19 protein-coding genes are annotated in these 23,115 nt (G+C 69.6%); 15 read left to right on the top strand and 4 right to left on the bottom strand.

The annotated features are described in order from the left end of the window. Nucleotides 1-46 precede the first annotated feature (46 nt). From DNK52_RS10925 to DNK52_RS10890, 8 genes are all read left to right on the top strand, one after another. Nucleotides 47-1,015, top strand: coding sequence for an AAA family ATPase (locus tag DNK52_RS10925; RefSeq protein WP_110241011.1), 969 nt, complete (start codon nucleotides 47-49; stop codon nucleotides 1,013-1,015). After that, a complete protein-coding gene (locus tag DNK52_RS10920; RefSeq protein WP_110241010.1) occupies nucleotides 1,015-2,304 on the top strand; it encodes a DUF58 domain-containing protein in 1,290 nt (429 codons plus the stop codon). The genes DNK52_RS10925 and DNK52_RS10920 overlap by 1 nt, the downstream gene beginning before the upstream one ends. Further along, on the top strand, nucleotides 2,301-4,634 hold the full coding sequence (locus DNK52_RS10915; protein ID WP_110241009.1) for a transglutaminase-like domain-containing protein: 2,334 nt from the start codon (nucleotides 2,301-2,303) through the stop codon (nucleotides 4,632-4,634). Before DNK52_RS10920 ends, DNK52_RS10915 begins: the two co-directional genes overlap by 4 nt. Further along, a complete protein-coding gene (locus DNK52_RS10910) occupies nucleotides 4,631-5,917 on the top strand; it encodes an RDD family protein (RefSeq protein ID WP_110241008.1) in 1,287 nt (428 codons plus the stop codon). Before DNK52_RS10915 ends, DNK52_RS10910 begins: the two co-directional genes overlap by 4 nt. Beyond that, entirely contained in the window at nucleotides 5,914-10,428 is a 4,515-nt protein-coding gene (locus DNK52_RS10905) for an FtsK/SpoIIIE domain-containing protein (protein ID WP_110241007.1), read from the top strand. Before DNK52_RS10910 ends, DNK52_RS10905 begins: the two co-directional genes overlap by 4 nt. A gap of 49 nt (nucleotides 10,429-10,477) precedes the next feature. Then, nucleotides 10,478-10,774, top strand: coding sequence for a WXG100 family type VII secretion target (locus tag DNK52_RS10900; RefSeq protein WP_110241006.1), 297 nt, complete (start codon nucleotides 10,478-10,480; stop codon nucleotides 10,772-10,774). A 77-nt stretch (nucleotides 10,775-10,851) separates the two neighbouring features. Continuing rightward, nucleotides 10,852-12,216 carry a WXG100-like domain-containing protein gene (locus tag DNK52_RS10895; protein WP_110241005.1) on the top strand — a complete coding sequence of 455 codons (1,365 nt, stop codon included), beginning with the start codon at nucleotides 10,852-10,854 and terminating at the stop codon, nucleotides 12,214-12,216. A gap of 157 nt (nucleotides 12,217-12,373) precedes the next feature. Continuing rightward, complete coding sequence (locus DNK52_RS10890; RefSeq protein WP_110241004.1) at nucleotides 12,374-13,396, top strand: excalibur calcium-binding domain-containing protein; 1,023 nt, start codon at nucleotides 12,374-12,376, stop codon at nucleotides 13,394-13,396. Nucleotides 13,397-13,440: 44 nt separating this feature from the next. On the opposite strand, the gene DNK52_RS10885 is transcribed toward DNK52_RS10890, so the two are convergent. The 3 genes from DNK52_RS10885 to DNK52_RS10875 form a co-directional block, all read right to left on the bottom strand. Beyond that, entirely contained in the window at nucleotides 13,441-13,998 is a 558-nt protein-coding gene (locus DNK52_RS10885; protein WP_162598730.1) for a hypothetical protein, read from the bottom strand. Beyond that, nucleotides 13,995-14,714 (bottom strand): hypothetical protein, encoded by a 720-nt coding sequence (locus DNK52_RS10880; RefSeq protein ID WP_110241002.1) that lies wholly within the window; start codon nucleotides 14,712-14,714, stop codon nucleotides 13,995-13,997. The genes DNK52_RS10885 and DNK52_RS10880 overlap by 4 nt, the downstream gene beginning before the upstream one ends. A gap of 143 nt (nucleotides 14,715-14,857) precedes the next feature. Continuing rightward, complete coding sequence (locus tag DNK52_RS10875) at nucleotides 14,858-15,352, bottom strand: hypothetical protein (RefSeq protein ID WP_110241001.1); 495 nt, start codon at nucleotides 15,350-15,352, stop codon at nucleotides 14,858-14,860. Nucleotides 15,353-15,552: 200 nt separating this feature from the next. Here DNK52_RS10875 and proC point away from each other — a divergent pair, with 200 nt between their 5' ends. The 6 genes from proC (at nucleotide 15,553) to DNK52_RS10845 (ending at nucleotide 20,513) form a co-directional block, all read left to right on the top strand. Further along, on the top strand, nucleotides 15,553-16,356 hold the full coding sequence (gene proC / locus DNK52_RS10870) for a pyrroline-5-carboxylate reductase (RefSeq protein WP_110241216.1): 804 nt from the start codon (nucleotides 15,553-15,555) through the stop codon (nucleotides 16,354-16,356). A gap of 89 nt (nucleotides 16,357-16,445) precedes the next feature. Further along, entirely contained in the window at nucleotides 16,446-17,633 is a 1,188-nt protein-coding gene (locus DNK52_RS10865) for an acetoin utilization protein AcuC (RefSeq protein ID WP_110241000.1), read from the top strand. 222 nt (nucleotides 17,634-17,855) lie between these two features. Next, nucleotides 17,856-18,038, top strand: a complete 183-nt coding sequence (locus DNK52_RS10860) for a helix-turn-helix domain-containing protein (protein WP_239455504.1) — start codon at nucleotides 17,856-17,858, stop codon at nucleotides 18,036-18,038. Between the two features lie 131 nt (nucleotides 18,039-18,169). After that, on the top strand, nucleotides 18,170-18,271 hold the full coding sequence (locus tag DNK52_RS10855; protein WP_110241215.1) for a 30S ribosomal protein bS22: 102 nt from the start codon (nucleotides 18,170-18,172) through the stop codon (nucleotides 18,269-18,271). A gap of 12 nt (nucleotides 18,272-18,283) precedes the next feature. Then, on the top strand, nucleotides 18,284-19,276 hold the full coding sequence (locus DNK52_RS10850) for an SDR family oxidoreductase (protein ID WP_110240998.1): 993 nt from the start codon (nucleotides 18,284-18,286) through the stop codon (nucleotides 19,274-19,276). After that, nucleotides 19,269-20,513 carry a lysophospholipid acyltransferase family protein gene (locus tag DNK52_RS10845; RefSeq protein WP_204163515.1) on the top strand — a complete coding sequence of 415 codons (1,245 nt, stop codon included), beginning with the start codon at nucleotides 19,269-19,271 and terminating at the stop codon, nucleotides 20,511-20,513. The genes DNK52_RS10850 and DNK52_RS10845 overlap by 8 nt, the downstream gene beginning before the upstream one ends. Before the next feature lie 31 nt (nucleotides 20,514-20,544). Here DNK52_RS10845 and DNK52_RS10840 read toward each other — a convergent pair whose 3' ends face one another. Continuing rightward, the gene (locus DNK52_RS10840) at nucleotides 20,545-21,438 is read right to left on the bottom strand and encodes an HAD family hydrolase (RefSeq protein WP_239455503.1); all 894 of its coding nucleotides are present in this window, start codon (nucleotides 21,436-21,438) and stop codon (nucleotides 20,545-20,547) included. 49 nt (nucleotides 21,439-21,487) lie between these two features. Here DNK52_RS10840 and DNK52_RS10835 point away from each other — a divergent pair, with 49 nt between their 5' ends. After that, nucleotides 21,488-23,107: a class I adenylate-forming enzyme family protein gene (locus tag DNK52_RS10835; protein WP_110240996.1), complete on the top strand. Its 1,620-nt coding sequence runs from the start codon at nucleotides 21,488-21,490 to the stop codon at nucleotides 23,105-23,107. Nucleotides 23,108-23,115: the final 8 nt, after the last annotated feature.

Below are 23,115 nucleotides of genomic sequence, written 5' to 3'. Positions count from 1 at the left end.
TGCCCCTCCGCCCTCTCCTCTCCCACGCCCTCGTGAAAGGCACCCGATGACGCTCAACCCCGAACAGACCCAGTGGTTCTCCACGACCTTCGCCCAGTTGGTCGCCAACGTGGAGCGGGCCGTGCTCGGCAAGACCGAGGTCGTGCAGCTGGCGTTGACCGCCATGCTCGCCGAGGGGCACCTGCTCCTCGAGGACTTCCCCGGCACCGGCAAGACCTCCCTGGCCCGGTCGATGGCGCAGACCCTCGACGGCAAGCAGAGCCGTATCCAGTTCACCCCGGACCTGCTCCCCAGCGACGTCACCGGTGTGACGATCTTCGACCAGCGCACCCAGCAGTTCGAGTTCCACGAGGGCCCGATCTTCGCCAACGTGGTGCTCGCTGACGAGATCAACCGGGCCTCCCCGAAGACGCAGTCGGCGCTGCTCGAGGTGATGGAGGAGAGTCAGGTCACCGTCGACGGCATCACGCACCCGGTGGGACGTCCCTTCATGGTGATCGCCACCCAGAACCCGATCGAGCAGGCCGGCACCTATCGCCTGCCGGAGGCCCAGCTCGACCGCTTCCTGATCAAGACGTCGCTGGGTTACCCGGACCACGCGAGCTCGGTCAAGATCCTCAGCCAGGCGCCGTTGGGGCGCGGCGGGCTGATCCTCGACCCGATCATCAGCAACGACCACGTCGCCACGATGATCGACATGGCAGCCACCGTGCACGTCGACCAGGTGGTCCTGGAGTACGTCGCCGAGCTCATCGAGCAGACCCGCGAGGCCCCCGACGTGGTGCTGGGTTGCAGCATCCGGGCCGGTCTCGGCCTGGTCCGCGCCGCCCGGGTGCGCGCCGCGGCCGAGGGGCGTGGCTACGTGATCCCCGACGACGTCAAGGACCTCGCGGTGCCGGTGCTCGCCCACCGCATGGTGCTGGACGCCGAGGAGGAGTTCCGCGGCGCCACCACCACCCAGGTCGTCACCCGGATCCTCGACCAGCTGCCGACCCCGCAGGAACGGGCTGCCTGATGTCCTCCGCGGTCCAGTCCGAGCCCTTCTCGTGGGGCCGGTCCCTGCTGGCGTGGCGGCGACGCGCCGTCACCCTGGGGCTCGACGGACGTGCTCGTCTCCTCGAGGTGACGGCGCGTCCGCGCGCCTTCGCGCGTCCGGTGACCGAGGTCGTCACCGGACTCGGGTGGAGCGTGCTCGCGCTGGCACTGACCGCGGCCGTGGCTGCCGTCGTGCTGGACTGGACCGAGCTGAGCGTCGCCGCCGTGACGTCACTGACGTTGCTGGCCGTCGCGGTCGTCTTCGTCCTGGGCAGCCACCGTCTCGAGGCCCGACTGGACCTGAGCCGCGACCGCGTCGTGGTGGGGGAGAAGGCCAACGGCCGTCTCGTCCTGGTCAATGACTCCCGGTTGCGGACCATGCCGCTCACCATCGAGATGGCGGTGGGACGAGGTCGCGCCGCCTTCGACCTGCCCGGCCTCCCGGGGCACGGTGAGCACGAGGAGCTGTACGCGATCCCGACGTCGCGTCGCGCCGTGCTCGAGGTCGGCCCGGTGCGGGCCGTCCGCTCCGACCCGCTGGGACTGCTGCGCCGGGAGCAGGTGCTCGCAGACTCCGAGCTCCTGTACGTCCACCCGCGCACCGTACGCATCGAGAGCACGGCCGCTGGGTTGGTCCGCGACCTCGAGGGCAGGACGGTGAAGAAGCTGTCGGACAACGACGTCGCCTTCCATGCCCTGCGCGAGTACGTCCCCGGTGACGACCGCCGCTACATCCACTGGAAGTCGACCGCCCGCACCGGCACCCTCATGGTGCGTCAGTTCGAGGAGACGCGGCGTTCGCACATGCTCGTCGCGCTGAGCACCCGCCTCGACGACTACGCCTCCGACGACGAGTTCGAGGCCGCCGTGTCGGTCGCTGCCTCGCTGGGCGTCCAGACCCTTTCGGAGGGCCACTCCCTGACCGCGGTGACGTCGACCCGCGTGCTGCCGGTGGTCTCCCCGGTGCGTTTCCTGGACCAGCTCTCCGACGTCGCGTACGAACGCCAGGCCCCGAACCTCGCCGAGGTGGCCCGCCGGATCACCCGGGACCACAGCGGCGCCAGCGTCGCGGTGCTGGTGTGCGGCTCGCTGGTCGACCCTGCCGAGATCCGTCGGGCCGGGCGCCACCTGCCGCTCGACGTACGTGCCGTCGTGCTGCGCACCCAGCCTGCCTCGCAGACCACCCTCCGGTCGATGGGCGACCTCCACGTCGCGACCCTGGGCGACCTCGACGACCTCAGCATGACCGTCAGGAGGCTCGCGACGTGACGACCCCCCAGAGCCCGTCGGCACGCCTGGTGGTGGCCGACGTCCTCGTCCTGCTGGCCCTCGTCGCCGTCGCGACGAGCCCGTTCCACGACGCGTACGGCGGCTGGCGCTGGGCGCTGGCGGTCGGCGGCGGGCTGCTGCTCGGCCTGGCGGTCGCGCTGGTCTCGATGCGTGCTCGGTTCGGGCCGTGGCTCACCGCGCTCAGCCTCTTCGTCGTCTACCTCTTCCTCGGCGCGGCCCTGGCGCTGCCGGAGCAGACCGTTGCCGGACTCCTGCCGACCCCCGACGCGCTGCGTGACCTGCTCACCGGCCTGGTCCGGGCCTGGCGGGACTCGCTGACACTGATCACGCCGCTCGGCAGCACCGACACCGTCCTGCTCGTGCCCTACCTGCTCGGTCTGCTCAGTGGGGTGGTGGCCGGCGTGCTGCTGTGGCGCAGCCGCCGCCCGCAGTGGGCCTCGCTCATCCCCGTCGCGGCGTTCGTGGTGGCCGCGGCGTTCGGTGACCAGGAGACCGGGACCACGGTGCTGCGCGGTTTCGCGCTGACGGCCGGCCTGCTGGTGTGGACCCGGTGGCGCGCCACCCGGGACGTACGCGTCGCGTGGCCGCGGCGCCTGGCCCTCACCGCCCTGGTGCTGGCGGTGGCCGGTGGCGTCGGAGCCGGCACCGGCCTGGTGGCCGGAGCCGAACAGCGCGAGGTCCTGCGTGACCACGTCACGCCACCCTTCGACCCCCTCGACCACCCCAGCCCGCTGTCCCGCTACCGGGCGTACTACGACGAGGCGGGGCTGGGCGACAAGACGATGTTCCGCACCACCGGCCTGGAGCCCGGTGATCTCGTGCGCATCGCGACCATGGACACGTTCGACGGGATCGTCTGGAACGTCGCAGGCGGTCCGTCGGCGCCGACCCAGTCGGGCAGCTTCGGACGCCTTGCCTCGCAACCGGCTGAGTCGGGTGAGGAGGAGGTCAGCATCACCGTCGAGGACTACTCGGGTCCGTGGGTGCCGACCGTCGGTGAGACCACGGCGGTCGCCGTGAGTCGCGAGGGACGCGACGACGACACCGCCCGCTCCCAGGTGCTCTACAACAGGGCGACGGGGACGATGGCGCAGATCGGCGGTGTCCAGCGCGGGATGACGTACGACTTCCGCGTGCGGCGCCAGGCCAGGCCTGAGTCCCCGGACACGCTCGACGCGGCCCCGGGTCCGCTCCCGGTGCCGCCGGCGGAGGTCCCGGCGCTGACGAAGAAGGTCCAGTCGTGGTTCGCTGCCGCGGGTGGTCCCTCGGGTGGGGCCGCGGCCCAGGTGTTGGTGGAGTCCCTCCGCGAAGGTTTCTACAGCGATGGCAAGCCCAACGAGGCCAAGTCCGCCGCTGGCCACGGGGTGAAGCGGATCACCGACCTGGTGACCCCCGAGGAGATGATCGGCAATGCCGAGCAGTACGCCTCCGCGATGGGTGTGGCGAGCCAGGCGCGCGGACTGCCGGCCCGGGTCGTGATCGGGTTCAAGGTGCCTGACCGCTCCGGCAAGGTCCGCGGCAGCGACGTTGACGCCTGGGTGGAGGTCAAGCTCGAACGCGTCGGGTGGGTGGCCTTCCAGCCGACGCCCGACAAGGACCGGGTCCCCAAGAACACGCAGGAGAACCCTGAGCCGGAGCCCCAGCCGAACGTCATCCAGCCGCCGGTGGTGCCCGAAGAGCCGGACTCCAGCGACAAGACGGCCCCGCAGGGGGCAGGCCAGGCGAGGAACGACGACGTCCTGGAGAAGATCTGGGCTCTGCTCGGTCACCTGGGCACCGTGGCGAAGGGCCTGGCCCTGCTCTCGCCGCTGTGGCTCCTGCTGCTGGTCAAACTGGTGCGCCGCCGACGTCGCCGCAGGGCCAAGGACCCGGTGGTCCGGCTCAGCGGCGGGTGGCGCGAGGTCGCCGACCGGGCCCGGGACCTCGGTGTCCGGTTGCCCGCGAGCAACACCCGCCGGCAGAACGGTGTGGCCCTGGCCGAGCGGTTCCCCACCGTCGCCGCCACGTCCTTGGCGGCCCGGGCCGACGGGCACGTCTTCGGGCCCGCGCATCCCAGCGACGAGGAGGTGGAGGCGTACTGGAAGGACGTCGACACCGCGGTCAAGCGCATGCGAAAGTCGGCTCCCTGGTGGCGGCGTCCGCTCGCGGCACTCTCACCGGCCTCGATCCCGTGGCGGGCGGGACTCGTCCGTGGTGGGAAGGCCGTGAGCTCCGCGGGGGCGTCCCTGCGTGACTCCCGCCCCGTCCAACGCGTCGTTGTCCGTCCCGGCCGCCACGTCTCTGCTCTGCTCAAGAAGGTGAAGCGATGAACAGCCCTGGCATCGACACGTCCCCGATGGATGATGCGCCGGTCTCCGCGACCGCGCCCTACGCCTCCCTGGGCAGGCGCATCGGCGCCTACCTGATCGACGGCGCCCTGCCGGTGCTGTTGCTCCTGCCCGGTTACGTGTTGCTGTTGCGGGCGGCCCTCACTGCCACCGTCGACCACAGCGGCAACTCGCCGTGGGGCAACGTGCTGCTCCTGTGCGGGCTGGGTCTGTCCTTCCTCCTCGCCCTGGTCCAGTGGCACGGCGTGGCCACGAAGGGGCAGTCGATCGGCAAGCGGATCGTGGGCATTCGGGTGGTCGACGCCGACTCGGGCGCCCCGATCGGGTGGGGCCGGGCCTTCCTGCGCTACCTCGTTCTCAGCCTGCTCGGCTCGCTGTGTGCCCTCCCGCTGCTCATCCAGGCCTTCGTCATCCCTCGTGCCCAGCGCCGTCAGGGCTGGCACGACGGTGCGGTCAACTCGGTGGTGCTCCTGGGGAGTGGCCGGGAGGAAGCAGCAGTGACCACCCCCGTACGTCGGGTCCCCACCGTCGTCCCCGGCGCTCCGACTCCGCTGCCCGCACCGCCGCCTCCGCCGATGCGCCCCTCCCTGGCCACCGGAGCGGCCTCCGCGCCGCCACCGGTGAGCTCCGCCTCCACGCCCTCGGCGTTGACCCTCAACCAGCCTCCCGCCCCGACCGCCGGTCCGACAGCTGGCGTGCCCCGCGTGCCGCCGCCGCCCGTGGTGACCCCGCCGCCGCTCGCGCCGCCTGCGCCGCCTGCTGGTGCGTCGCCTGCCGTGCCGGTGGAGCCCGCTGCGCCGGTGGAGCCCGCTGGGCCAGTGGAGCCCGCTGCGCCGGTGGAACCCGTGGTGCCTGCCGCGCCGGTGGAGCCCGCCGTGCCGGTGGAACCCGTGGAGCCCGCGCCGATGGTGCCCGCCGCGCCGGTGGAGCCCGCGCCCTCCGCTCCCTGGCGACTGGTCGCCGACGGCACCACCGTCGAGGTGAGCGGGACGGTCGTCATCGGCCGCCAGCCGAGCGTGGCGACGGTGCCCGACGCGACTGCCGTGCGTGTCGACGACCCGCAACGGACCATGTCGAAGACCCACGCGGTCCTGCGTGGCGACGCCGACTCGCTGAGTGTGGAGGACCTCTCCTCCACCAACGGCGTCTACCTCCTCGAGGGGAGCTCCGAGACCCGGATCCCGGCGCGCACGATCACCCCGCTCGTCGCGGGCGCCCGGGTCGCCTTCGGTGACTACGCCTTCGTCGTGGAGCGTGCGCAGTGAAACTGAAGGTCACCTACCAGCGGTCCTCCGGCGCTGAGGTCGACGTGGTCATCACCACTGACGCGGCCGCGACCGCAGGTGAGATCGCTCGCGAGCTCGTCGAGACCGACCCCGAGGACCCGCGTACGCCGGAGGGCACGGTGACGTTGAGCGTCACCGCCCCGGGCAGCGGCCCGATGGTGCTGAGCCACGACCGGATCATCGCGGACGCAGCCGTCGCCTCCGGTCACACCGTCCGGGTGGTCCCGGTGACCACCGGGGCGGCGACGGCCGGTCAGCAGGCGGCGCAGGTCCTCCTGCGCGTCACCGCCGGACCCGACCGGGGCAAGGAGTTCCGGCTCCCGGCCGGCTCCTTCGAGGTCGGACGCGACGTGGGTTGCGACGTCGTCCTCAACGACTCGTTCGTCTCCAAGCGCCATGCCCGGATCGATGTCTCGTCGTCGATCGACGTCGTCGACCTCAACTCGGCCAACGGCATCCTGGTCGACGGCCAGGTGGTCAGCCGGGTCGCGGCGCTGCCGGGGCAGGTCATCACCGTGGGTGACACCGGACTGGAGTTCCACCCCCTGCGCACCAGCCCGGACGTGACTCCGGGCGAGATCCGCAACGGCGGCACCCCCTTCAACCGCTCGCCTCGTGTCGAGGTCCGTTACCCCTCCGAGCAGCACGCCCGCCCTGCCGTCCCGGGCGACCGCGAGCCCCAGATGTTCCCGTGGCTGATGATGTTCCCGCCCGTGGTCATGGGTGTCTCGATGTACGCCATCACCGGCAACCCGATGTCGCTGATCTTCGTGCTGATGGCGCCGATGATGATGGTCGGCAACTTCACCACCACCCGGATGCGCAACAAGCGGCGTCACGCCACCGAAGTGGCCAGGTTCGAAGCCCAGCTCGCGGAGCTCGAGGAGACGCTCGGGACCGAGCTGCCCCGCGAGCAGCGGATCCGTCAGGCGGAGGTCCCGACGGTCGCCGAGGTCTTCGAGGCCGGACTGGAGCGCGACCCGCTGCTCTGGACCCGACGCCCCGAGCACTGGTCCTTCCTCCACCTGCGACTCGGCACCGGGGTGCTCGCCTCGCGCAACACCATCGCGGAGGGGGCCCCGCTCGACGAGGGTCTCCCGGAGTACCGGCTGAAGCTCGAGGAGCTCCAGGAGCGGCACCGCTGGGTGCGCGACGTCCCGGTCATCGAGAGCGCCACCTATTCGGGCGCGTTGGGCGTGGTGGGTTCCGCCGAGAACGCGTACGACGCGCTGCGCGGCCTGCTCGTCCAGCTGGTGGGTCTGCACTCGCCCAGCGAAGTGGTGGTCACGGCCGTGACCAGCCCGTCCGAGCTGCCGCACGTCGACTGGCTCAGCTGGTTGCCGCACACCACCTCTCCGCAGAGCCCGGTCGCCGGCATCCACCTCGCCGACTCCCAGGCCACGGCCTCCCAGGTCGCCGACCAGCTCGAGGAACTCATCAAGAGCCGACTCGACGGCACCGCCGTCAAGTTGAGCAACCGTGGCCCGCTCAAGAGCGACATCAGCGCCGTCGAGGCCGGAGCGAGCTTCGAGGACGGCAACGTCTCCAAGCCCCCGCAGACACCGGTGGTGGTCCTGGTGATCACTGAGCACGCACCCATCGACCGGGCCCGTTTCGTGCAGCTGAGTGAGGCTGCTGCGGACGCCGGGATACTCCCGCTCTGGGTCTCCTCGCGCCCCCGCGACCTGCCCGCCGTGTGCCGCACGTATGTCGACGTGAGTGCCGGGCTGGGGCAGGCGGAGGTCAACTTCGTACGCCACGGGGTGCGGCTCAACCAGGTCGTCGTGGAGGGCGTCAGCGCCGACAACGCCCGACGCTTCGCCCACGCGTTGTCCCCGCTGACCGACGCCGGGGCCGTCACCGCCGACGTCTCCGACCTGCCCCGCATGGTGTCGATGACGACGCTGCTGGGGCCCGAGATCGTTTCGTCGAGCGCAGCGGTGGTCGAGCGGTGGCGACAGAACCTCTCGATCCACCAGCGCGAGGGTGCACCGAAGCCGCGCCGACGCGCGGGCACACTGCGCGCCCTGGTCGGTCAGGCCGGTGCCGACGCGATGCACCTCGACCTGCGTACGCAGGGTCCCCACGCCCTGGTCGGAGGGACGACCGGAGCCGGCAAGAGCGAGTTCCTCCAGGCCTGGGTGCTCGGCATGGCCGCCGAGTACAGCCCGGACCGGGTCTCCTTCCTCTTCGTCGACTACAAAGGCGGTGCCGCTTTCGCCGACTGCGTGAAGCTGCCGCACTGCGTGGGTCTGGTGACCGACCTGAGCCCCCACCTCGTACGTCGTGCGCTGACCAGCCTGCGAGCCGAGCTGCACCACCGCGAGCACCTGCTCAACCGCAAGAAGGCCAAGGACCTCCTCGAGCTGGAGAAGCGCGGTGACCCGGAGTCACCACCCGCACTCATCCTGGTGATCGACGAGTTCGCGGCGCTGGCCAAGGAGGTCCCCGAGTTCGTCGACGGCGTCGTCGACATCGCCCAGCGCGGTCGTTCCCTGGGCATCCACCTGATCATGGCGACCCAGCGTCCAGCCGGCGTCATCAAGGACAACCTGCGGGCCAACACCAACCTGCGCGTCGCCCTGCGGATGGCCGACGAGTCGGACAGCACCGACGTGATCGGCTCCGCCGACGCGGCCCACTTCGATCCCTCGGTGCCGGGACGCGGCATCGTCAAGACCGGTCCCGGACGGCTGACCGGCTTCCAGTCGGCGTACGCGGGCGGCCACACCACCGAGGGTGACGCTCCGGCCTCGGTCACGGTCCAGCCGCTGGGCTTCGGTGTCCTCCGGGCGTGGGAGCGCCCCGAGTCGGCGCTGGACGTGGAGCCGAAGGACCTCGGCCCCAGCGACCTCGTACGCACCGTGACCGCGATCGAGCACGCCAGCCGGCTGGCCGAGATCCCGACGCCTCGACGGCCGTGGCTCGACGAGTTGAGCACTGCCTACGACCTGGCGATCCTGGGCCCGCGCACCGACACCGAGATGATCCTCGGGGTGGCCGACATCCCGCAGCTGCAGACCCAGAAGCTGGTCCACTTCCGTCCCGACGTGGACGGCAACCTGGCGGTCTACGGCACCGGTGGCAGCGGCAAGTCCGTGCTCCTGCGGACCCTCGCCGCCGGCGCAGGTGTCACCCCGCGCGGTGGTCCGGTCGAGGTCTACGGCCTCGACTTCGCGGCCGGCGGGCTGCGGATGCTGGAGGCCCTCCCGCATGTGGGTTCGGTGGTCTCCGGCGACGACCATGAACGGGTCGGGCGGCTGCTGCGTCGACTGCGGGAGATCGCCGAACAGCGCGCCCGCGACTTCCCGGCCGTGGACGCCGGATCGATCACCGAGTACCGCCGGATCGCCAACCGTCCCGACGAGCCCCGGATCCTGCTGCTGGTCGACAACTTCCCGGCCTTCCGGGAGGCGTACGAGACCGGCGGCATCCGGCTGCAGCTCTACGCGACCTTCCAGCAGCTCCTCAGTGAGGGGCGACAGCTCGGCATCCACGTCGTCTTCACCGCGGATCGTCCCGCGAGCGTGCCCGGTTCGGTCGCCTCGAGCGTCCCGCGCCGCGTGGTCCTGCGGTTGGCCGACGAGAGCAGCTACCTGGTCGTGGGCGTGCCCACCGACGTACTGGACGTCGCCTCGCCGCCGGGACGGGCCGTGGTCGACGGGATGGAGACCCAGCTCGCGATCCTGGGCGGCTCGGGCAACGTCGCCGACCAGTCCCAGGCGCTCGGCAAGTTGTCCCGGGCGATGGACCGGTTGGGCCGCGAGGCCGCTCCGGCGATCCGCTCCCTGCCCCACGAGGTGTCGCTGGACGACCTGCCCACCGAGGTGGGTGGACAGCCCGTGCTGGGCATGAGCGACGACACCCTGGCGCCGATCGGTTTCGACCCGTCCGGTGTGCTCATCATCGGTGGTCCCAGCGGCAGCGGTCGTTCCACGGCCGTGGTGACGTTGGCGCAGTCTCTGTTGCGCTGGGACAGCCGCGTCGAGCTCATCTACCTGGGCAACCGGCGCTCGGTCGCCTTCCAGTCCAGCCGCTGGGAGGCCGGCGCCTTCGACCCGGAGTCGGTCGCCGTGCTCGCGCGTGAGATCGCTGCGCGGATGGCCGACCGGTCGGTCAAGCACCGCATCGCGGTCGTCGTGGAGTCGCTGCCCGACTTCCTGAGCACCCCGGCCGACTCCGCGATCGTCGAGCTGGCGCGGGTGGCGAAGCGTTCCGAGCACCTGCTCATCGCCGAGGCCGACATCGGCTCGTGGTCCTCGATGATGCCGCTGTACTCCGAAATGCGCTCCGCCCGACGCGGAATCCTGCTACAACCGGAACCCTTGGAAGGTGATTCCGTGCTGCGTACGCCGTTCCCGCGGGCGTCCCGGTCGGAGTTCCCCCCGGGGCGGGGGATGGCGGTCCTGTCGGGCCGTGCCGTACGCGTGCAGCTGCCGTTGCCGAGCAGGGGAGTGGTCCCCATCGACGCTGCGTCCAGCGGTCCCTAGGTTTAACCCATCAAGCCGCTGAGGAGCGGGCCGAACGAAAGGGAATCACATGTCCAACATGAACGTGACGTACGACGAGATCCGCAGCTCCGCCAACCAGTTGCGCCAGGGTCAGGAGACCTTGAACGACACGCTGACTCAGTTGAGCGGCCTGATCAACAACCTCACGCAGAGCGGCTTCGTCACGGACCTCGCGTCCGTCACCTACCGCGACCAGTTCGACCAGTTCACGACCGGCACCCAGCAGGCCGTCGCCGCCCTCGAGGGGCTCTCCGCCTACCTCGACCAGGCCGCCGACACCCTCTCGGCCACCGACTCCGACCTGTCGAACGCCATCCGCAGCTGACGCACTCCGACCCGCTCCCCGGTGGCCGGCCCACGCGGCCGGCCACCACCGGGGCCATCTAGCAAGGAAGGCGCATCATGGCGATCCTGTTCCCGCACTGGGCCATGCCGATCCTCGATGTCTTCAGGGTCCCGTGGCCCGACATCGACGAAGACACGGTCCTCGACCTGGGCACCCGGGTCGCCGACATCGCCGAGGCCCTCGAGACGTTCACCACCTCGGTGCACGACGCACTCTCCGTGCTGTCGAGCCACACCGAGTCAGCCGCCTTCGCCGCGTTCGTCGAGGAGTGGGACTCCACCTCGAGCTCACTGATCGCTCCGATCAAGGAGGCCACCCAGGAGGCCCAGCCGATCGCACAGACCGCGCACGACGCCATCGTCACGGCCAAGAGTGCGATCATCGTCGTCCTCAGCGCCCAGATGGCGACCACCTTTGCCGGTCCGATCGGCGCTGCCGTTCGCTGGGCTGCGAAAAAGGCCATCGACGCCGCCATCGACGAGGCAGTGAAGATCGCCGTCGGTGTCGTGGTCAACGAGGTCAACGGGCAGATCGAAAGCACGATCATCGAGCCCATGAAGAGCTTCGTCCAGATGGCCGTCGAGTCGGTCAGTTTCGAAGTGAAGCAGGTCGTCGTCGAGATGACCCCTGCGATGGGCACCGTCTCCGACGAGACCATGCTGCTTGCCATCGACATCCACGAGGTCACGGTGGCCGCGGAGAAGGTCAAGGACGCCTTCGTGGGCATCCAGTCCGCAGTCGCGCACCTCGCCGCGTGGCAGGCCGGTTCGGGTTACACCTCGCCGGCGCCCGACCCGGACCCGCTGATCCGGGACATGTTGACCCCCGTGCTCGACCACCTGGTCACCACCGTGCACAACGAGATCAACGACCTCGGTCACAAGATCATCACCAAACTCGCCAGCAACCTCATCGCCACCTGGGAGCGACTCTCCACGGCGGACGGCATCCTGGAGTCGGAAGCGGCGCGTCTGCGTCGGGCGATGCAGATCCCGGCGCCGATGCACATCGGCACGATCGAGCGGAGCACCGACCCGGAGCTGATCACCATCCAGCGCGCCGGGGCCCCCGTACGCACCGGGGCAGGCAGGTCGGACGCTCGCGAGGACATCCGGCAGATCGTGATCGAGCGGGCAGGGGCTGCGGTGGTGACCGGAGCCGGGGAGTCCGACGCGCGCAACAACATCCGTGAGGTCGTCATCGAGCGTGCCGCCGCCGCCGTGGTGACCGGGCCGGCAGAGTCCGAGGCGCGCAACAACATCCAGGAGGTCGTCCTCGAGCAGGCTCCTGAGCCGGTGAAGGTGGGGCGTGGGGACTCCACGGCTCGCGACAACATCCAGGAGATCGTCATCGAGCGCGCCGGCCCGGCAGTCGTCACCGGCACGGGCGACTCGGACGCTCGGAACAAGTTGAAGCCCTGATCCGCACGCGATCCTTGGTCGACCAACTTTGCCGATCGGCGGCGCCCAGGCCGCCGGCTGGCCTACGGTCTGGGAAGAGCCTCGGGCTCTGACCAGTCGTGCTCGGGTGCCCGTGGTTGGGATCCCGGGCCGTGACCTGTGCTGACCCAAGGACCCGATGTTCACGCTCCTCCGCCTGTTGCTCGCTGTCGTGCTGGTGTGGGGGCTCGCAGCCTGCGAGTTCAGTGAGTCGAGCTCGGGCCAGGACTCGGTGGAGGTTGCCCCCGAATCCGAACAGCCCCCGGCGGACGTCGAGGACTCGGTCGATCCCGACGCCTCGGAGCAGGACGAGACCGCTTCGCCCGGTCCCACACCGACTCCTGCCCCTCGGTCCGGGTTGCGGGGCGACGCCCTCACGGCGTTGGCCACGCTGAAGGTCAAGGGGCGGGCGCCGATGACGGGATACACCCGGGAGATGTTCGGGCCGGCCTGGATGGACACCGACCGCAACGGGTGCGACACCCGCAACGACATCCTGGCCGCGTACCTGAGCGCCACCCAGGTGGAGAGCAACGGCTGTGTGGTGACTTCAGGTGTGCTCGCCGACCTCTACACGGGCACCTCGATCTACTTCTACCGCGGCCACGGCGCCCTCGTCGACGTCGACCACGTGGTCGCCCTGGCCAATTCGTGGGCGACCGGGTCGAGCACCTGGTCGATGCAGCAGCGTGCAGCGCTCGCCAACGATCCGTTGAACCTCCTGCCGGTCGATGCTTCCGCGAACAGGCAGAAGGGTGACGGGGACGCCGCCACCTGGTTGCCGCCCCACAAGAGGTTCCGCTGTGCGTACGTCGCCCGACAGGTCACCGTGAAGCAGAAGTACGCCCTGTGGGTGACGCGCCCCGAGGCAGCCGCGATCGAACGGATCCTGGCGACCTGCCCGGGCGAGCCGTTGACCGAGGACACGGCCCAGTTGCCGACGGCTACGGACCAGGCCGTACGCGAGCCCGTACGCACCTCGAGCCCTGCGCCGAAGCCGAAGCCAGCGCGTACGAAGACTCCCGCACCCGCGCGACTCACGCCGGTCCACTACCAGAACTGCACCGCCGCCCGGGATGCTGGCGCGGCGCCCGTACGCGCCGGCGAACCGGGGTACGGACGTCACCTCGACCGGGACGGCGACGGCGTCGGCTGCGAGTGAGTCACTGACCCTGGTCGCACGCTGGCGCCCGGGCAACGAACGGTTCAGCGGATCTTCGAGTCACGAGGGACCGTCCAGATGTCCTGGACCGCCCACTTGCCGGCACTCCTGGACAGCTGGAGCCGATAGGTGGCGACGCCACCGTTGAGGGACTCTTCGGGTGCCTGCGAGGACTCCCGGTATGAGGTGGGGGAGCTGTAGACCTCGACCACGTAGGTGTTCTCGGCGTTCTCCGAGGGTCCGGATGGCTTGATCGAGCGCACCTTCCGGCCGTCGGTCTTCACGAATCCACCTGAGGCATAGATTTCGTCGATCCGGTCCGCAGCCTTCATGCACGTCTCACAGTCGCCAGCGATCTGCCGATACTTGGAGGTGTCGCCCTTCTGCATGTCACGTTGTTCGTCATTCCACCGTCGGATGAACTCCTCAGCGGACTTTTCGTCCACGGGGGTGGGGGTCCCGGCAGAGGGGGCCACGGTGGGCGCGGGCGCGAACTTCGGCACTGGCTCCTCGGCTCCGCAACCGGTCAGGAGCAGGGCGCTGGTCAACAGGAGTGCGGCCGTCGCGGGGAAGGGAAAGGTTCTTCTGGCGGATGTGGTCATCGGACGAGTCCGGGTCGGGCTTGGAGGATGGTGAGTGGTTGGGGTGTGCCGGGGACGGTGTGGTCGCCGGGGATGGTTTGCCATGGGCCGCCGTTGACGCGGTAGCGGCCGGTGTAGGTGACGTCGAGGCTGGGGTGCACGGTGGTGTCGGCGAGTGTGTAGGTGTGGGTGATGGCTCGGCTGGGGTAGGCGCCGCCGGGGTCGGTGCTGGTGTGGGCCTGGTGGGAGGCCTCGGAGGCGCGGTCGTCGGGTTGGGCCCAGTGCCAGGTCCAGGTCGTGGGGGTGGCTTCGATGTCGACTTGTTGTCCCAGGAGGGTGATGTTCTGGGTGACTGGTGCGGTGTCGGGGGTGTGGAAGATGGTTTCGAGGTTGACGAGGGTTTCGCCGTCGGGTGGTTGGATGACGAGGTCGGCTGCGGGCCAGGTGAGGCGTCGGAATTCGCGGGCGACGGAGGCTGCGGAGATTTCCTGGCGGGTGAGCTCGTCCGGGCTGCCGAGGCATACGTAACCAACGTGGGTCCAGACGGGAGGATCGGCGGCGACGGGGGATTCCTGCAGGGAATGCCAATAGCTACCATCGGTGCCCGTGCAGGGGTTGAGATCGCACTCGGGGTAGTTCTCCAGTGGGTCCAGGCACTGTCCGACGACTTGGTGTTGATGCGTGGGTGGGGAGCCTCTTGGTGGTTTGACGCGGTTCCGCCCCTCTTCTGGCGACATCGTGCCAACGCACTCGACATCCGCCTCATGCATAGTCCCGGCACCCGTACACGACTCTGGCTGACTGTTTGCAGGGTGGAAGCCCCAACCAGTGGCCAGCAGTGATGTCGACATGAGGACCGTCAGACGCACCTTCGCAGTACTCATTCAACCTGCTTCAGCATGTTCGTAAGGATGTGGCCGTCTGCAGTCACCTTGACGGTCACGACGTACTTCGCGTCGTTGCCGGGGTACCCCTTCTCCGGGGCATCCTTTGAGTCCCGATAAGTGGTGGGAGCGTTGTTCATCCAGACAAGATGCTGGGTGGCATCGAGCGCCTCGACCCTGTCGACGGTGCCCCCTTTCGTATTGACAAACCCGCCGCCTGCGTAAATCTTCTCCACCCGGTCCGCCAGTCGCCCGCAGGACTCACATCCCTTGGTGATAGCTCGGTACTCCTCGGTCTCCCCGGTGTTCTGCATCTCGCGTTCCAGCTCGGCCCACCGCCTGATGAACTCCTCAGCGGTCTCCTCCTTCGCCACCACGCTGGGCGTCGCGCTCGGCTCGGGCGCCAGCTTCGGCTCGGGCTCGTCGCCTCCGCAACCGGTCAGCAACATCGCGCTGCCCAGCAGAAGCGCGAACGACGTACGTGGTCCCATGTTGGGTCCCTTCCCCGGAGTGACTGCACGAGAGCGTAGGGAAATCCGCGCCTGCTGGAGCGCCTGTCCCACGCCGCCTGTGGAGGACGAGCGCCTCTCAGGCGCCGAAGGCCTCACGCAGACACAAACTTCCCCAGCATTGAGGAAGTCGTCACGGCCACCGCCACGCACCGTCGGAGCGGGCAGGCACAATGGCCACCATGACGAAGACCGCGATCCTCGGTGCCGGTGCGATGGGCGAAAGCGTCCTGGCCGGCCTCATCCGCGCTGGCCGCCCGCTCGACTCCCTCGTGGTGGGGGAGAAGCGCGCAGAGCGTGCCAGCGAGTTGAGTGAGAAGCACGGTGTCACCGTCGTCGACAACCTGCTGGCCACCCTGCAGGCCGACACCCTCGTGATCGCGGTGAAGCCGCAGGACGTGGTCCCGGTGCTCGCCGAGATCAACGAACACCTGCGACCCGGTCAGTTGGTCATCTCCCTCGCGGCCGGCGTCACCGTCGCGACGCTGGAGAGCCACGTGATCCCCGGTGTGGCCGTCGTACGGGTCATGCCCAACACGCCCGCGCTGGTCGGCGAGGGCATGTCGGTGATGACCGGCGGCACAGACGCGACCGAGGTCCACCTCGACGAGGCCGAGGCGCTGCTCGCTGCGTGTGGCCGCGTCGTACGTCTGCCTGAGGAGCAGATGGACGCCGTCACCGCCATCTCGGGCTCCGGCCCGGCCTATCTGTTCCTGGTTGCCGAAGCACTCATCGAGTCAGGGGTGCACCTCGGGCTGTCCCCCGAGCTGGCCACCGAATTGTCTGTCCAGACCTTGCTCGGCGCCTCGGTGATGCTCCGTGAGACCGGCACGGAGGCGAGCGTCCTGCGGGAGCAGGTCACCTCCCCGGGAGGCACCACGGCCGCCGCGCTGCGTCAGTTCGAGGAGCACGGGCTGCGCGGCGCCTTCCTGGCGGCCACCGAAGCTGCACGTGACCGTTCGGTCGAACTGGCTGCTGGCTCCTGACCCGGCCTCGGTGGCGCTCCCTCGCGCGGAGTCGCCCAAATGGGGGAGATGGTGACGGTCGTCATAGATCAGCGAGTAGCGTCCTGCCCATGGTGGAGTGCGTGGGCCGGACAACCGTCGTCTTTGACAAGACGCTCACGGAGTATGACTTCGGCCCCCACCACCCCATGTCACCGCTGCGCGTCGACCTCACGATGCGCCTCGTCGAGGAGCTGGGACTCCTCGACACCGGCTTGGAGATCGTGCCGGCGCCGATGGCTGACCTCGAGCTCATCGCCACCGTGCACTCCGAGTCGTTGATCGAGGCCGTCCAACGGGTCGGCACCACCCGTGGTGCGATCGATCCCGCCCACGGCCTCGGCACTGACGACAACCCCGTCTTCATGGACATGCACCACGCGTCGGCCCACGTCGTCGGCGCCAGCGTGGAGGCGTTCCGGCAGGTCTGGAGCGGGGAGTCGATCCACAGCGCCAACATCGCCGGCGGTCTGCACCACGCAATGCCTGACCGCGCCAGCGGCTTCTGCATCTACAACGACGTCGCAGTCGGCATCCAGTGGCTGCTCGACCAGGGCGCAGAACGAGTCGCCTACGTCGACGTCGATGCCCACCACGGGGACGGCGTCGAGAAGATCTTCTGGGATGACCCGCGCGTCCTCACCATCTCCTTGCACGAGACCGGCCAGATGCTCTTCCCCGGCACCGGCTTCCCGACCGACCTGGGCGGCGAGGGGGCCCAAGGCTCCGCGGTCAACGTCGCTCTCCCGCCCGGCACGGCCGACGCCGGTTGGCTCCGTGCCTTCCATGCGGTCGTCCCTCCGCTCCTGCGCGAGTTCAACCCCGAGGTGCTCGTGACCCAGCACGGTTGCGACTCCCACATGGAGGACCCACTGACCCACCTGATGCTCAGCGTGGACGGGCAGCGGGTCGCGTACGAGGCCCTCCACGACCTGGCGCACGAACTCACCGAAGGCAAGTGGGTGGCGACCGGCGGCGGTGGCTATTCGGTCTCCTCGGTGGTGCCGCGCGCGTGGAGCCACCTGCTGGGGATCCTCAGCGGCTCGCCGATCGACCCCGAGACGGTCACTCCGACGAGCTGGCGCGAGTACGTCGCGAGCGTGACTGCCGAGCAGGTCCCCTTCCGGATGACCGACGGCCGGGTCCCCGCCTACCGGGACTGGCGCGACGGCTATGACCCGGAGGCCTGGTTGGACCGGGCGATCCATGCGACGCGCACCGAAGTCTTCCCGCTGCACGGAATTGACCCGTTCCCGTGACCCCGCACTGAGCGTCACAAGCCGCGTCTATCGGATCCGAGCGGTCCAAAATTGGTTAAATCAATGCGACACGCCGGACAGATGCACATTCACATCAAGTTCTTCTTCCCCACTGGTCACATCCGTCCTATATTCCTCACACGCCACACGTCTGTGTTGCCAGCGCGGAAGCTGGCGCCGTGGGGCACGAAGGATCGGTGTGCCATGGTGAATGCGTCCGACATGTCAGACGTGAAGTTCCTGACCATCGCCGAGGTGGCAGCGATGATGCGCGTCTCGAAGATGACGGTCTACCGCCTGGTCCACAGCGGTGAGTTGCCCGCCGTCCGGGTCGGCCGCTCCTTCAGGGTCACCGAGGACGACGTCAACGACTACCTGCGCAAGAGCTTCTTCAACGCCGGCTGAGACCCCACACCTGAGGCGGTCGTCTCGCTGGCGTGGAACCAATTTTCGCTGCGCAAGGCGGCACCGTTAGGCTTGCCCCGTTCGACGGGTCACCAGGCTCGCTCGGCCCCGTTGCACGAAAGGTGGTCCTCATGGGATCTGTCATCAAGAAGCGCCGCAAGCGTATGTCGAAGAAGAAGCACCGCAAGCTCCTCAAGAAGACGCGCGTCCAGCGTCGCAAGCTCGGCAAGTAAGACGCAGCGGCCATGGGGAGGGTCGTGCTGGTCACCGGGATTTCCCGGGACATCGGGCGCCGTTTCGCGCGCCATGCTGCAGCAGACCCCTCCATTGACCGTGTGATCGGAGTGGACGTCGTCCCTCCTCGCGGCGACATCGGCGAGGTCTCCTTCGTCCGTGCCGACATCCGCAACGCCGTGATCGCCAAGGTCATCGCGCGTGAGCAGGTCGACACCGTCGTCCACATGAGCGTGATCGCGACCCCGGGTCGTTCCGGTGGACGCAACGCCATGAAGGAGCTCAACGTCCTCGGCACGATGCAGCTCCTCGCTGCGTGCCAGAAGGTCGAGAGCGTCAAGCACCTGGTCGTGAAGTCGACCACCACCGTCTACGGCGGCAGCAGCCGAGACCCCGCGATGTTCACCGAGGACATGGGCCCCAAGTCGGTGCCGCGCTCCGGGTACGCGCAGGACGTCTACGAGATCGAGGGGTACGTACGCGGGTTCGCTCGCCGCCGCCCCGACGTGCGCGTCACCACCCTGCGCTGCGCGAACGTCATCGGACCCCACGTGGAGAGTCCGCTGACCAACTACTTCCGCATGTCGGTCATCCCGACCGTGCTCGGTTTCGACCCCCGCATGCAGTTCCTTCACGAGGACGACCTCTACGACGTGCTGCGCCACGCGGCCACCACCGACGTCTCCGGCACCTTCAACGTCGCTGGTGACGGGATGGTCCTGCTCTCCCAGGTGATTCGTCGCCTGGGCAAGCTGAACGTCCCGATGCCGGGCTTCGCGGTGGCCCGAGCGGTGACCGCGTTGCGCTCGGCCCGCCTCACGGACTTCTCCCGCGAACAACTCGCCTTCCTGACCTATGGCCGTGGGGTGGACACCACTCGGATGCGTCAGGAGCTCGGCTTCGAGCCGAACTACTCCACCGCGGAGGCGCTCGAGGACTTCGGCTACAGCCTCGGGCACACCCTGGCCAGTGGTCCCGTCAAGGCAGGAGCTGCCCGTGCCTGAAGCAGAGATCATCCCCATCGGCACCAACGGCACGCCCGGTCGTGGCACGGGACGCGTGAAGCCATCGGCAGCCGCTCGAGGCCTCGCGGGCAAGTCCGCCACCAGCACCGGCGCTGCCAAGCGCCCAGCCCGCGCCCCGTCGGCCGCGAAGGCGCCCGCCAAGTCAGCCACCTCCGGGCCGAAGAAGATCGAGCGGCCCGTGCCTCAGCCTGCCTCAGCAGCCGCTGCCTCAGCCGCGGACGGGGCCGGCACCCCGAAGCCGCAGCCCGCGCCAGCCGCGGCGGCGACGGCCACGGCCAGATCCACCTCGTCGACCACGACGCACGAGCGTGGCTCGATCCCCGGCATCCCTCTCGGAGACTGGACGGCCGCCATCGAGGCGGGTGCCCGCGAGGTCTTCGGAGGTGAGTGGGAGCGTCGGATGGCCGAGTTCCTCGCCTTCATGCGCCGCCGCATCGACGGTGACTACGTCGTGGACAGCTTCGGCTTCGACGCCGAACTCACCGAGCGCCTGCTCCTGGCCGTCCTCCGCCCGATCGCGGAGAAGTGGTTCCGGGTGGAGGTGCGCGGCCTGGAGAACATTCCGGCCGAGGGCGGCGCCCTCGTCGTCTCCAACCACTCGGGCACGATCCCGGTCGATGCCCTGATGACCATGGCCACCGTGTACGACCAGACCGGGCGCTTCCTGCGCCCTCTCGGGGCGGACCTCGTCTTCCGTACGCCCATGGTCGCAGGCCTGGCCCGCCGTCTCGGGGCGACCCTGGCCTGCCAGGCCGACGCCGAACGAATGCTGACCACCGGTGAGCTGGTCGGAGTGTGGCCCGAAGGGTTCAAGGGGATCGGCAAGCCCTTCACCGAGCGCTACAAGTTGCAACGCTTCGGTCGCGGCGGGTTCGTCTCGGCGGCGCTGCGCACGGGCGTACCGATCGTTCCGTTGTCGGTCGTGGGGGCCGAGGAGATCTACCCGATCGTCGGCAACCTCGGCACGCTCGCCCGCATCCTCAATCTCCCCTACCTCCCGATCACGCCCTTCTTCCCGTGGCTGGGCCCGCTCGGCATGGTGCCGTTGCCGTCGAAGTGGCTGCTCGAGTTCGGCGAGCCGGTGCGCACCGACAGCTACGACGAGGTCGAGGCCGAGGACCCGATGTTGGTCTTCAACCTCACCGACCAGGTGCGCGAGACGATCCAGCAGACCCTCTTCACGCTCCTCCTCGAGCGCGAGTCCGTCTTCCGCTGACGGCCCGCCAGGCCGACCCCCGACGAGAGGGTCAGTGACGGCGGTCGCGCACGGCCACCCCGGCGGCGACCCCGCCGGCGAGCGCCCCGCCGACCGCGGCCGCGACCAGGCCGACCCGCGCTGCTTTGCGGCCGGTGCGGTAGTCGCGGATCTGCCAGCCGTTGGCCCGGGCATGGGCGCGCAACTCGTTGTCCGGGTTGATGGCCACCGGGTCGCCGACCAGGGACAGCATCGGCAGGTCGTTGGCGGAGTCCGAGTAGGCCGAGCAGCGGGACAGGTCCAGGCCCTCCCGCTCAGCCAGGGCCAGGATGGCCTCGGCTTTCGCGGGCCCGTGCAGCATGTCTCCGACCAGGGCTCCGGTGTAGACGCCGTCAACCCGCTCCGCGACGGTGCCCATGGCTCCGGTGAGGCCGAGTCGGCGCGCGATGGTGGAGGCGATCTCGATCGGCGCGGCGGTCACCAACCAGACCCGTTGCCCGGCGTCGAGATGCATCTGGGCCAGGGCACGGGTGCCCGGCCAGATCCGGTGCGCCATGGCTTCGTCGAAGATCTCCTCGCCCAACTCCTCGAGCTCGGTGACCGTGTGGCCCTTGATGAAGCTCAACGCCGAGTTGCGGGCATCGGCGATGTGCTCAGGGTCCTCGACACCGGCGTAGCGGAAGTAGAACTGCTTCCACGCAGCGCCCAGGAGGTCACGGGTGCTGAAGAAGTCACGCTGGTAGAGGCCCTTGGCGAAGTGGTAGATGCTCGCGCCCTGCATCACGGTGTTGTCGACGTCGAAGAAGGCTGCGCTGGTGGGGTCGGAGGGAAGCGTCAGGGCAGCCTCGACCTCGGTGGTGGCGGCGGCCGCCTCGCCGGCCAGAGCTGAACGGCGGCGCAGGTTGGTGGGTCGTGGGATCGCGCGGTGCTTCTCCGACGGGGTCACGAGTCCAGCGTAGGGGAGACCCCGGAGCGTTTGTGGAAGTATCACACCCATGCCTCGAGCCTCTGACGTCGCCGACCTCGTCGCCACCGCCTCCGTGGAGGCCCCGGAGCGCCTCGCCCTGGTCGAGGTCGGTGGGCGCAGCCTGACCTGGGCCGCGCTCGAGGACGAGGTGGCGCGGGTCGCCGGTGGGCTCAACCGGTTGCACGTCCTGGGCGGGCACCGCGTCATGATCGTCCTCGGCAACCGCCTCGAGTTCGTGACCAGCTACCTCGGTGTCCTGAGGGCACGCGCGGTGGCGGTCCCGGTCAACCCCAAGTCGAACGCGTACGACCTGGCCCGGATGCTCGCCGACTCGGGTGCGCGGCTGGTGATCGGCGATGCCCAGACCGTCGGGGTCGTGCGCGAGGCCGTCGAGCTCGTGCGCCAGGCTCTCGCCGGCACCCCGGTCGTCGGGGCCGGGGAGCTCGAGCCCGACCTCCTCGCCAGGGCCCAGGCTGCGCACGTCGTGCTCCTCGACGAGACCCCCGCGCCGGGAGAGACCGCGTACGCCCAACTCGTCGCCGAGCCCGCCGAGCCCCTCGCAGCGGTGCCGGACCCCGAGCGTCTCGCCGTCCTCCTCTACACCGCCGGCACCAGTGGGCGTCCGCGCGCCGCGATGCTCACCCACCGCGCGCTCATCGCCAACATCGAGCAGGTCGGCGACACCGAGGCGCCGATGATGCACGGCGACGACGTGGTGCTGGGGGTCCTTCCCCTCTTCCACGTCTACGGCCTCAACGCAGTCCTCGGCAGCGTGCTGCGGCACCGGGCCAAGCTGGTCCTGGTCGACCACTTCGACCCCGAGGGCACCCTCGACCTGATCGATGACGAGGCGATCTCCGTGCTTCCCGTGGCCCCGCCGGTCTTCGCGCACTGGAACGGTCGCGACCAGCTCAAGGAGCGTCTGGGACCGGTCCGACTGGTCCTCTCCGGCTCGGCGGTGCTGACGTCGGAGGCCCTCGAGGAGTTCGTCTCGGCCACCGGCCTGGACGTCCACCAGGGTTACGGACTCACCGAGGCAGCCCCGGTCGTGACCACGACGCTGCGCGGTGACGACCCGCGTACGGGCTCGGTCGGCAGCCCGTTGGCCGGGGTGGAGGTCCGCCTGGTCGACGAGCACACCGGGCACCTCGAGGGTGACGACCCGGGCGAGATCCAGATCCGTGGAGAGAACCTGTTCAGTGGCTACTGGCCCGACGGCGCGGACGGTCCCGGCGACGACGGCTGGTGGTCGACCGGCGACGTCGGGTACCTCGATCCCGACGGCGCGCTCTTCCTCGTCGACCGGGTGCGCGACATGGTCGTGGTCTCCGGCTTCAACGTCTACCCCTCCGAGGTCGAGGACGCGATCCGGCAGGTCGACGGTGTCGCGGAGGTGGCAGTGATCGGGGTGCAGGACCCCGACACCGGTGAAGCCGTGGTGGCCTACGTCGTGCCCCAGGAGGGTGCTGGCGACCCCGCCCTCGTCGAGGCAGCCGTGGTCGAGCACGTCGCCACCCGGCTGGCCCGTTTCAAGCAGCCGTCGCGCATCGAGGTGGTCGACGCCCTGCCCACGACGGTCACCGGCCGGGTCGAGAAGGGCCGGCTGCGCGGCATCGAGCGGCGTCGAGCCCTCGGGCTCCTCGAGTGACCGGCCGG

The organism is Nocardioides gilvus, from assembly GCF_003194605.1.
Lineage (GTDB): Bacteria > Actinomycetota > Actinomycetes > Propionibacteriales > Nocardioidaceae > Nocardioides > Nocardioides gilvus.
Note: the sequence above shows the minus strand (reverse complement) of the source record. Positions and strands in the feature narration are given on the sequence as shown.

What these genes read in the sequence shown, in the direction of transcription:
- DNK52_RS10925 (WP_110241011.1), top strand. Translation starts at nt 47, where the DNA reads ATGACGCTCAACCCCGAACAGACCCAGTGGTTCTCCACGACCTTCGCC.
- DNK52_RS10920 (WP_110241010.1), top strand. Translation starts at nt 1,015, where the DNA reads ATGTCCTCCGCGGTCCAGTCCGAGCCCTTCTCGTGGGGCCGGTCCCTG.
- DNK52_RS10910 (WP_110241008.1), top strand. Translation starts at nt 4,631, where the DNA reads ATGAACAGCCCTGGCATCGACACGTCCCCGATGGATGATGCGCCGGTC.
- DNK52_RS10900 (WP_110241006.1), top strand. Translation starts at nt 10,478, where the DNA reads ATGTCCAACATGAACGTGACGTACGACGAGATCCGCAGCTCCGCCAAC.
- DNK52_RS10895 (WP_110241005.1), top strand. Translation starts at nt 10,852, where the DNA reads ATGGCGATCCTGTTCCCGCACTGGGCCATGCCGATCCTCGATGTCTTC.
- DNK52_RS10890 (WP_110241004.1), top strand. Translation starts at nt 12,374, where the DNA reads ATGTTCACGCTCCTCCGCCTGTTGCTCGCTGTCGTGCTGGTGTGGGGG.
- DNK52_RS10885 (WP_162598730.1), bottom strand. Translation starts at nt 13,998, where the DNA reads ATGACCACATCCGCCAGAAGAACCTTTCCCTTCCCCGCGACGGCCGCA.
- DNK52_RS10880 (WP_110241002.1), bottom strand. Translation starts at nt 14,714, where the DNA reads ATGTCGCCAGAAGAGGGGCGGAACCGCGTCAAACCACCAAGAGGCTCC.
- DNK52_RS10875 (WP_110241001.1), bottom strand. Translation starts at nt 15,352, where the DNA reads ATGGGACCACGTACGTCGTTCGCGCTTCTGCTGGGCAGCGCGATGTTG.
- proC (WP_110241216.1), top strand. Translation starts at nt 15,553, where the DNA reads ATGACGAAGACCGCGATCCTCGGTGCCGGTGCGATGGGCGAAAGCGTC.
- DNK52_RS10865 (WP_110241000.1), top strand. Translation starts at nt 16,446, where the DNA reads ATGGTGGAGTGCGTGGGCCGGACAACCGTCGTCTTTGACAAGACGCTC.
- DNK52_RS10860 (WP_239455504.1), top strand. Translation starts at nt 17,856, where the DNA reads ATGTCAGACGTGAAGTTCCTGACCATCGCCGAGGTGGCAGCGATGATG.
- DNK52_RS10855 (WP_110241215.1), top strand. Translation starts at nt 18,170, where the DNA reads ATGGGATCTGTCATCAAGAAGCGCCGCAAGCGTATGTCGAAGAAGAAG.
- DNK52_RS10850 (WP_110240998.1), top strand. Translation starts at nt 18,284, where the DNA reads ATGGGGAGGGTCGTGCTGGTCACCGGGATTTCCCGGGACATCGGGCGC.
- DNK52_RS10835 (WP_110240996.1), top strand. Translation starts at nt 21,488, where the DNA reads ATGCCTCGAGCCTCTGACGTCGCCGACCTCGTCGCCACCGCCTCCGTG.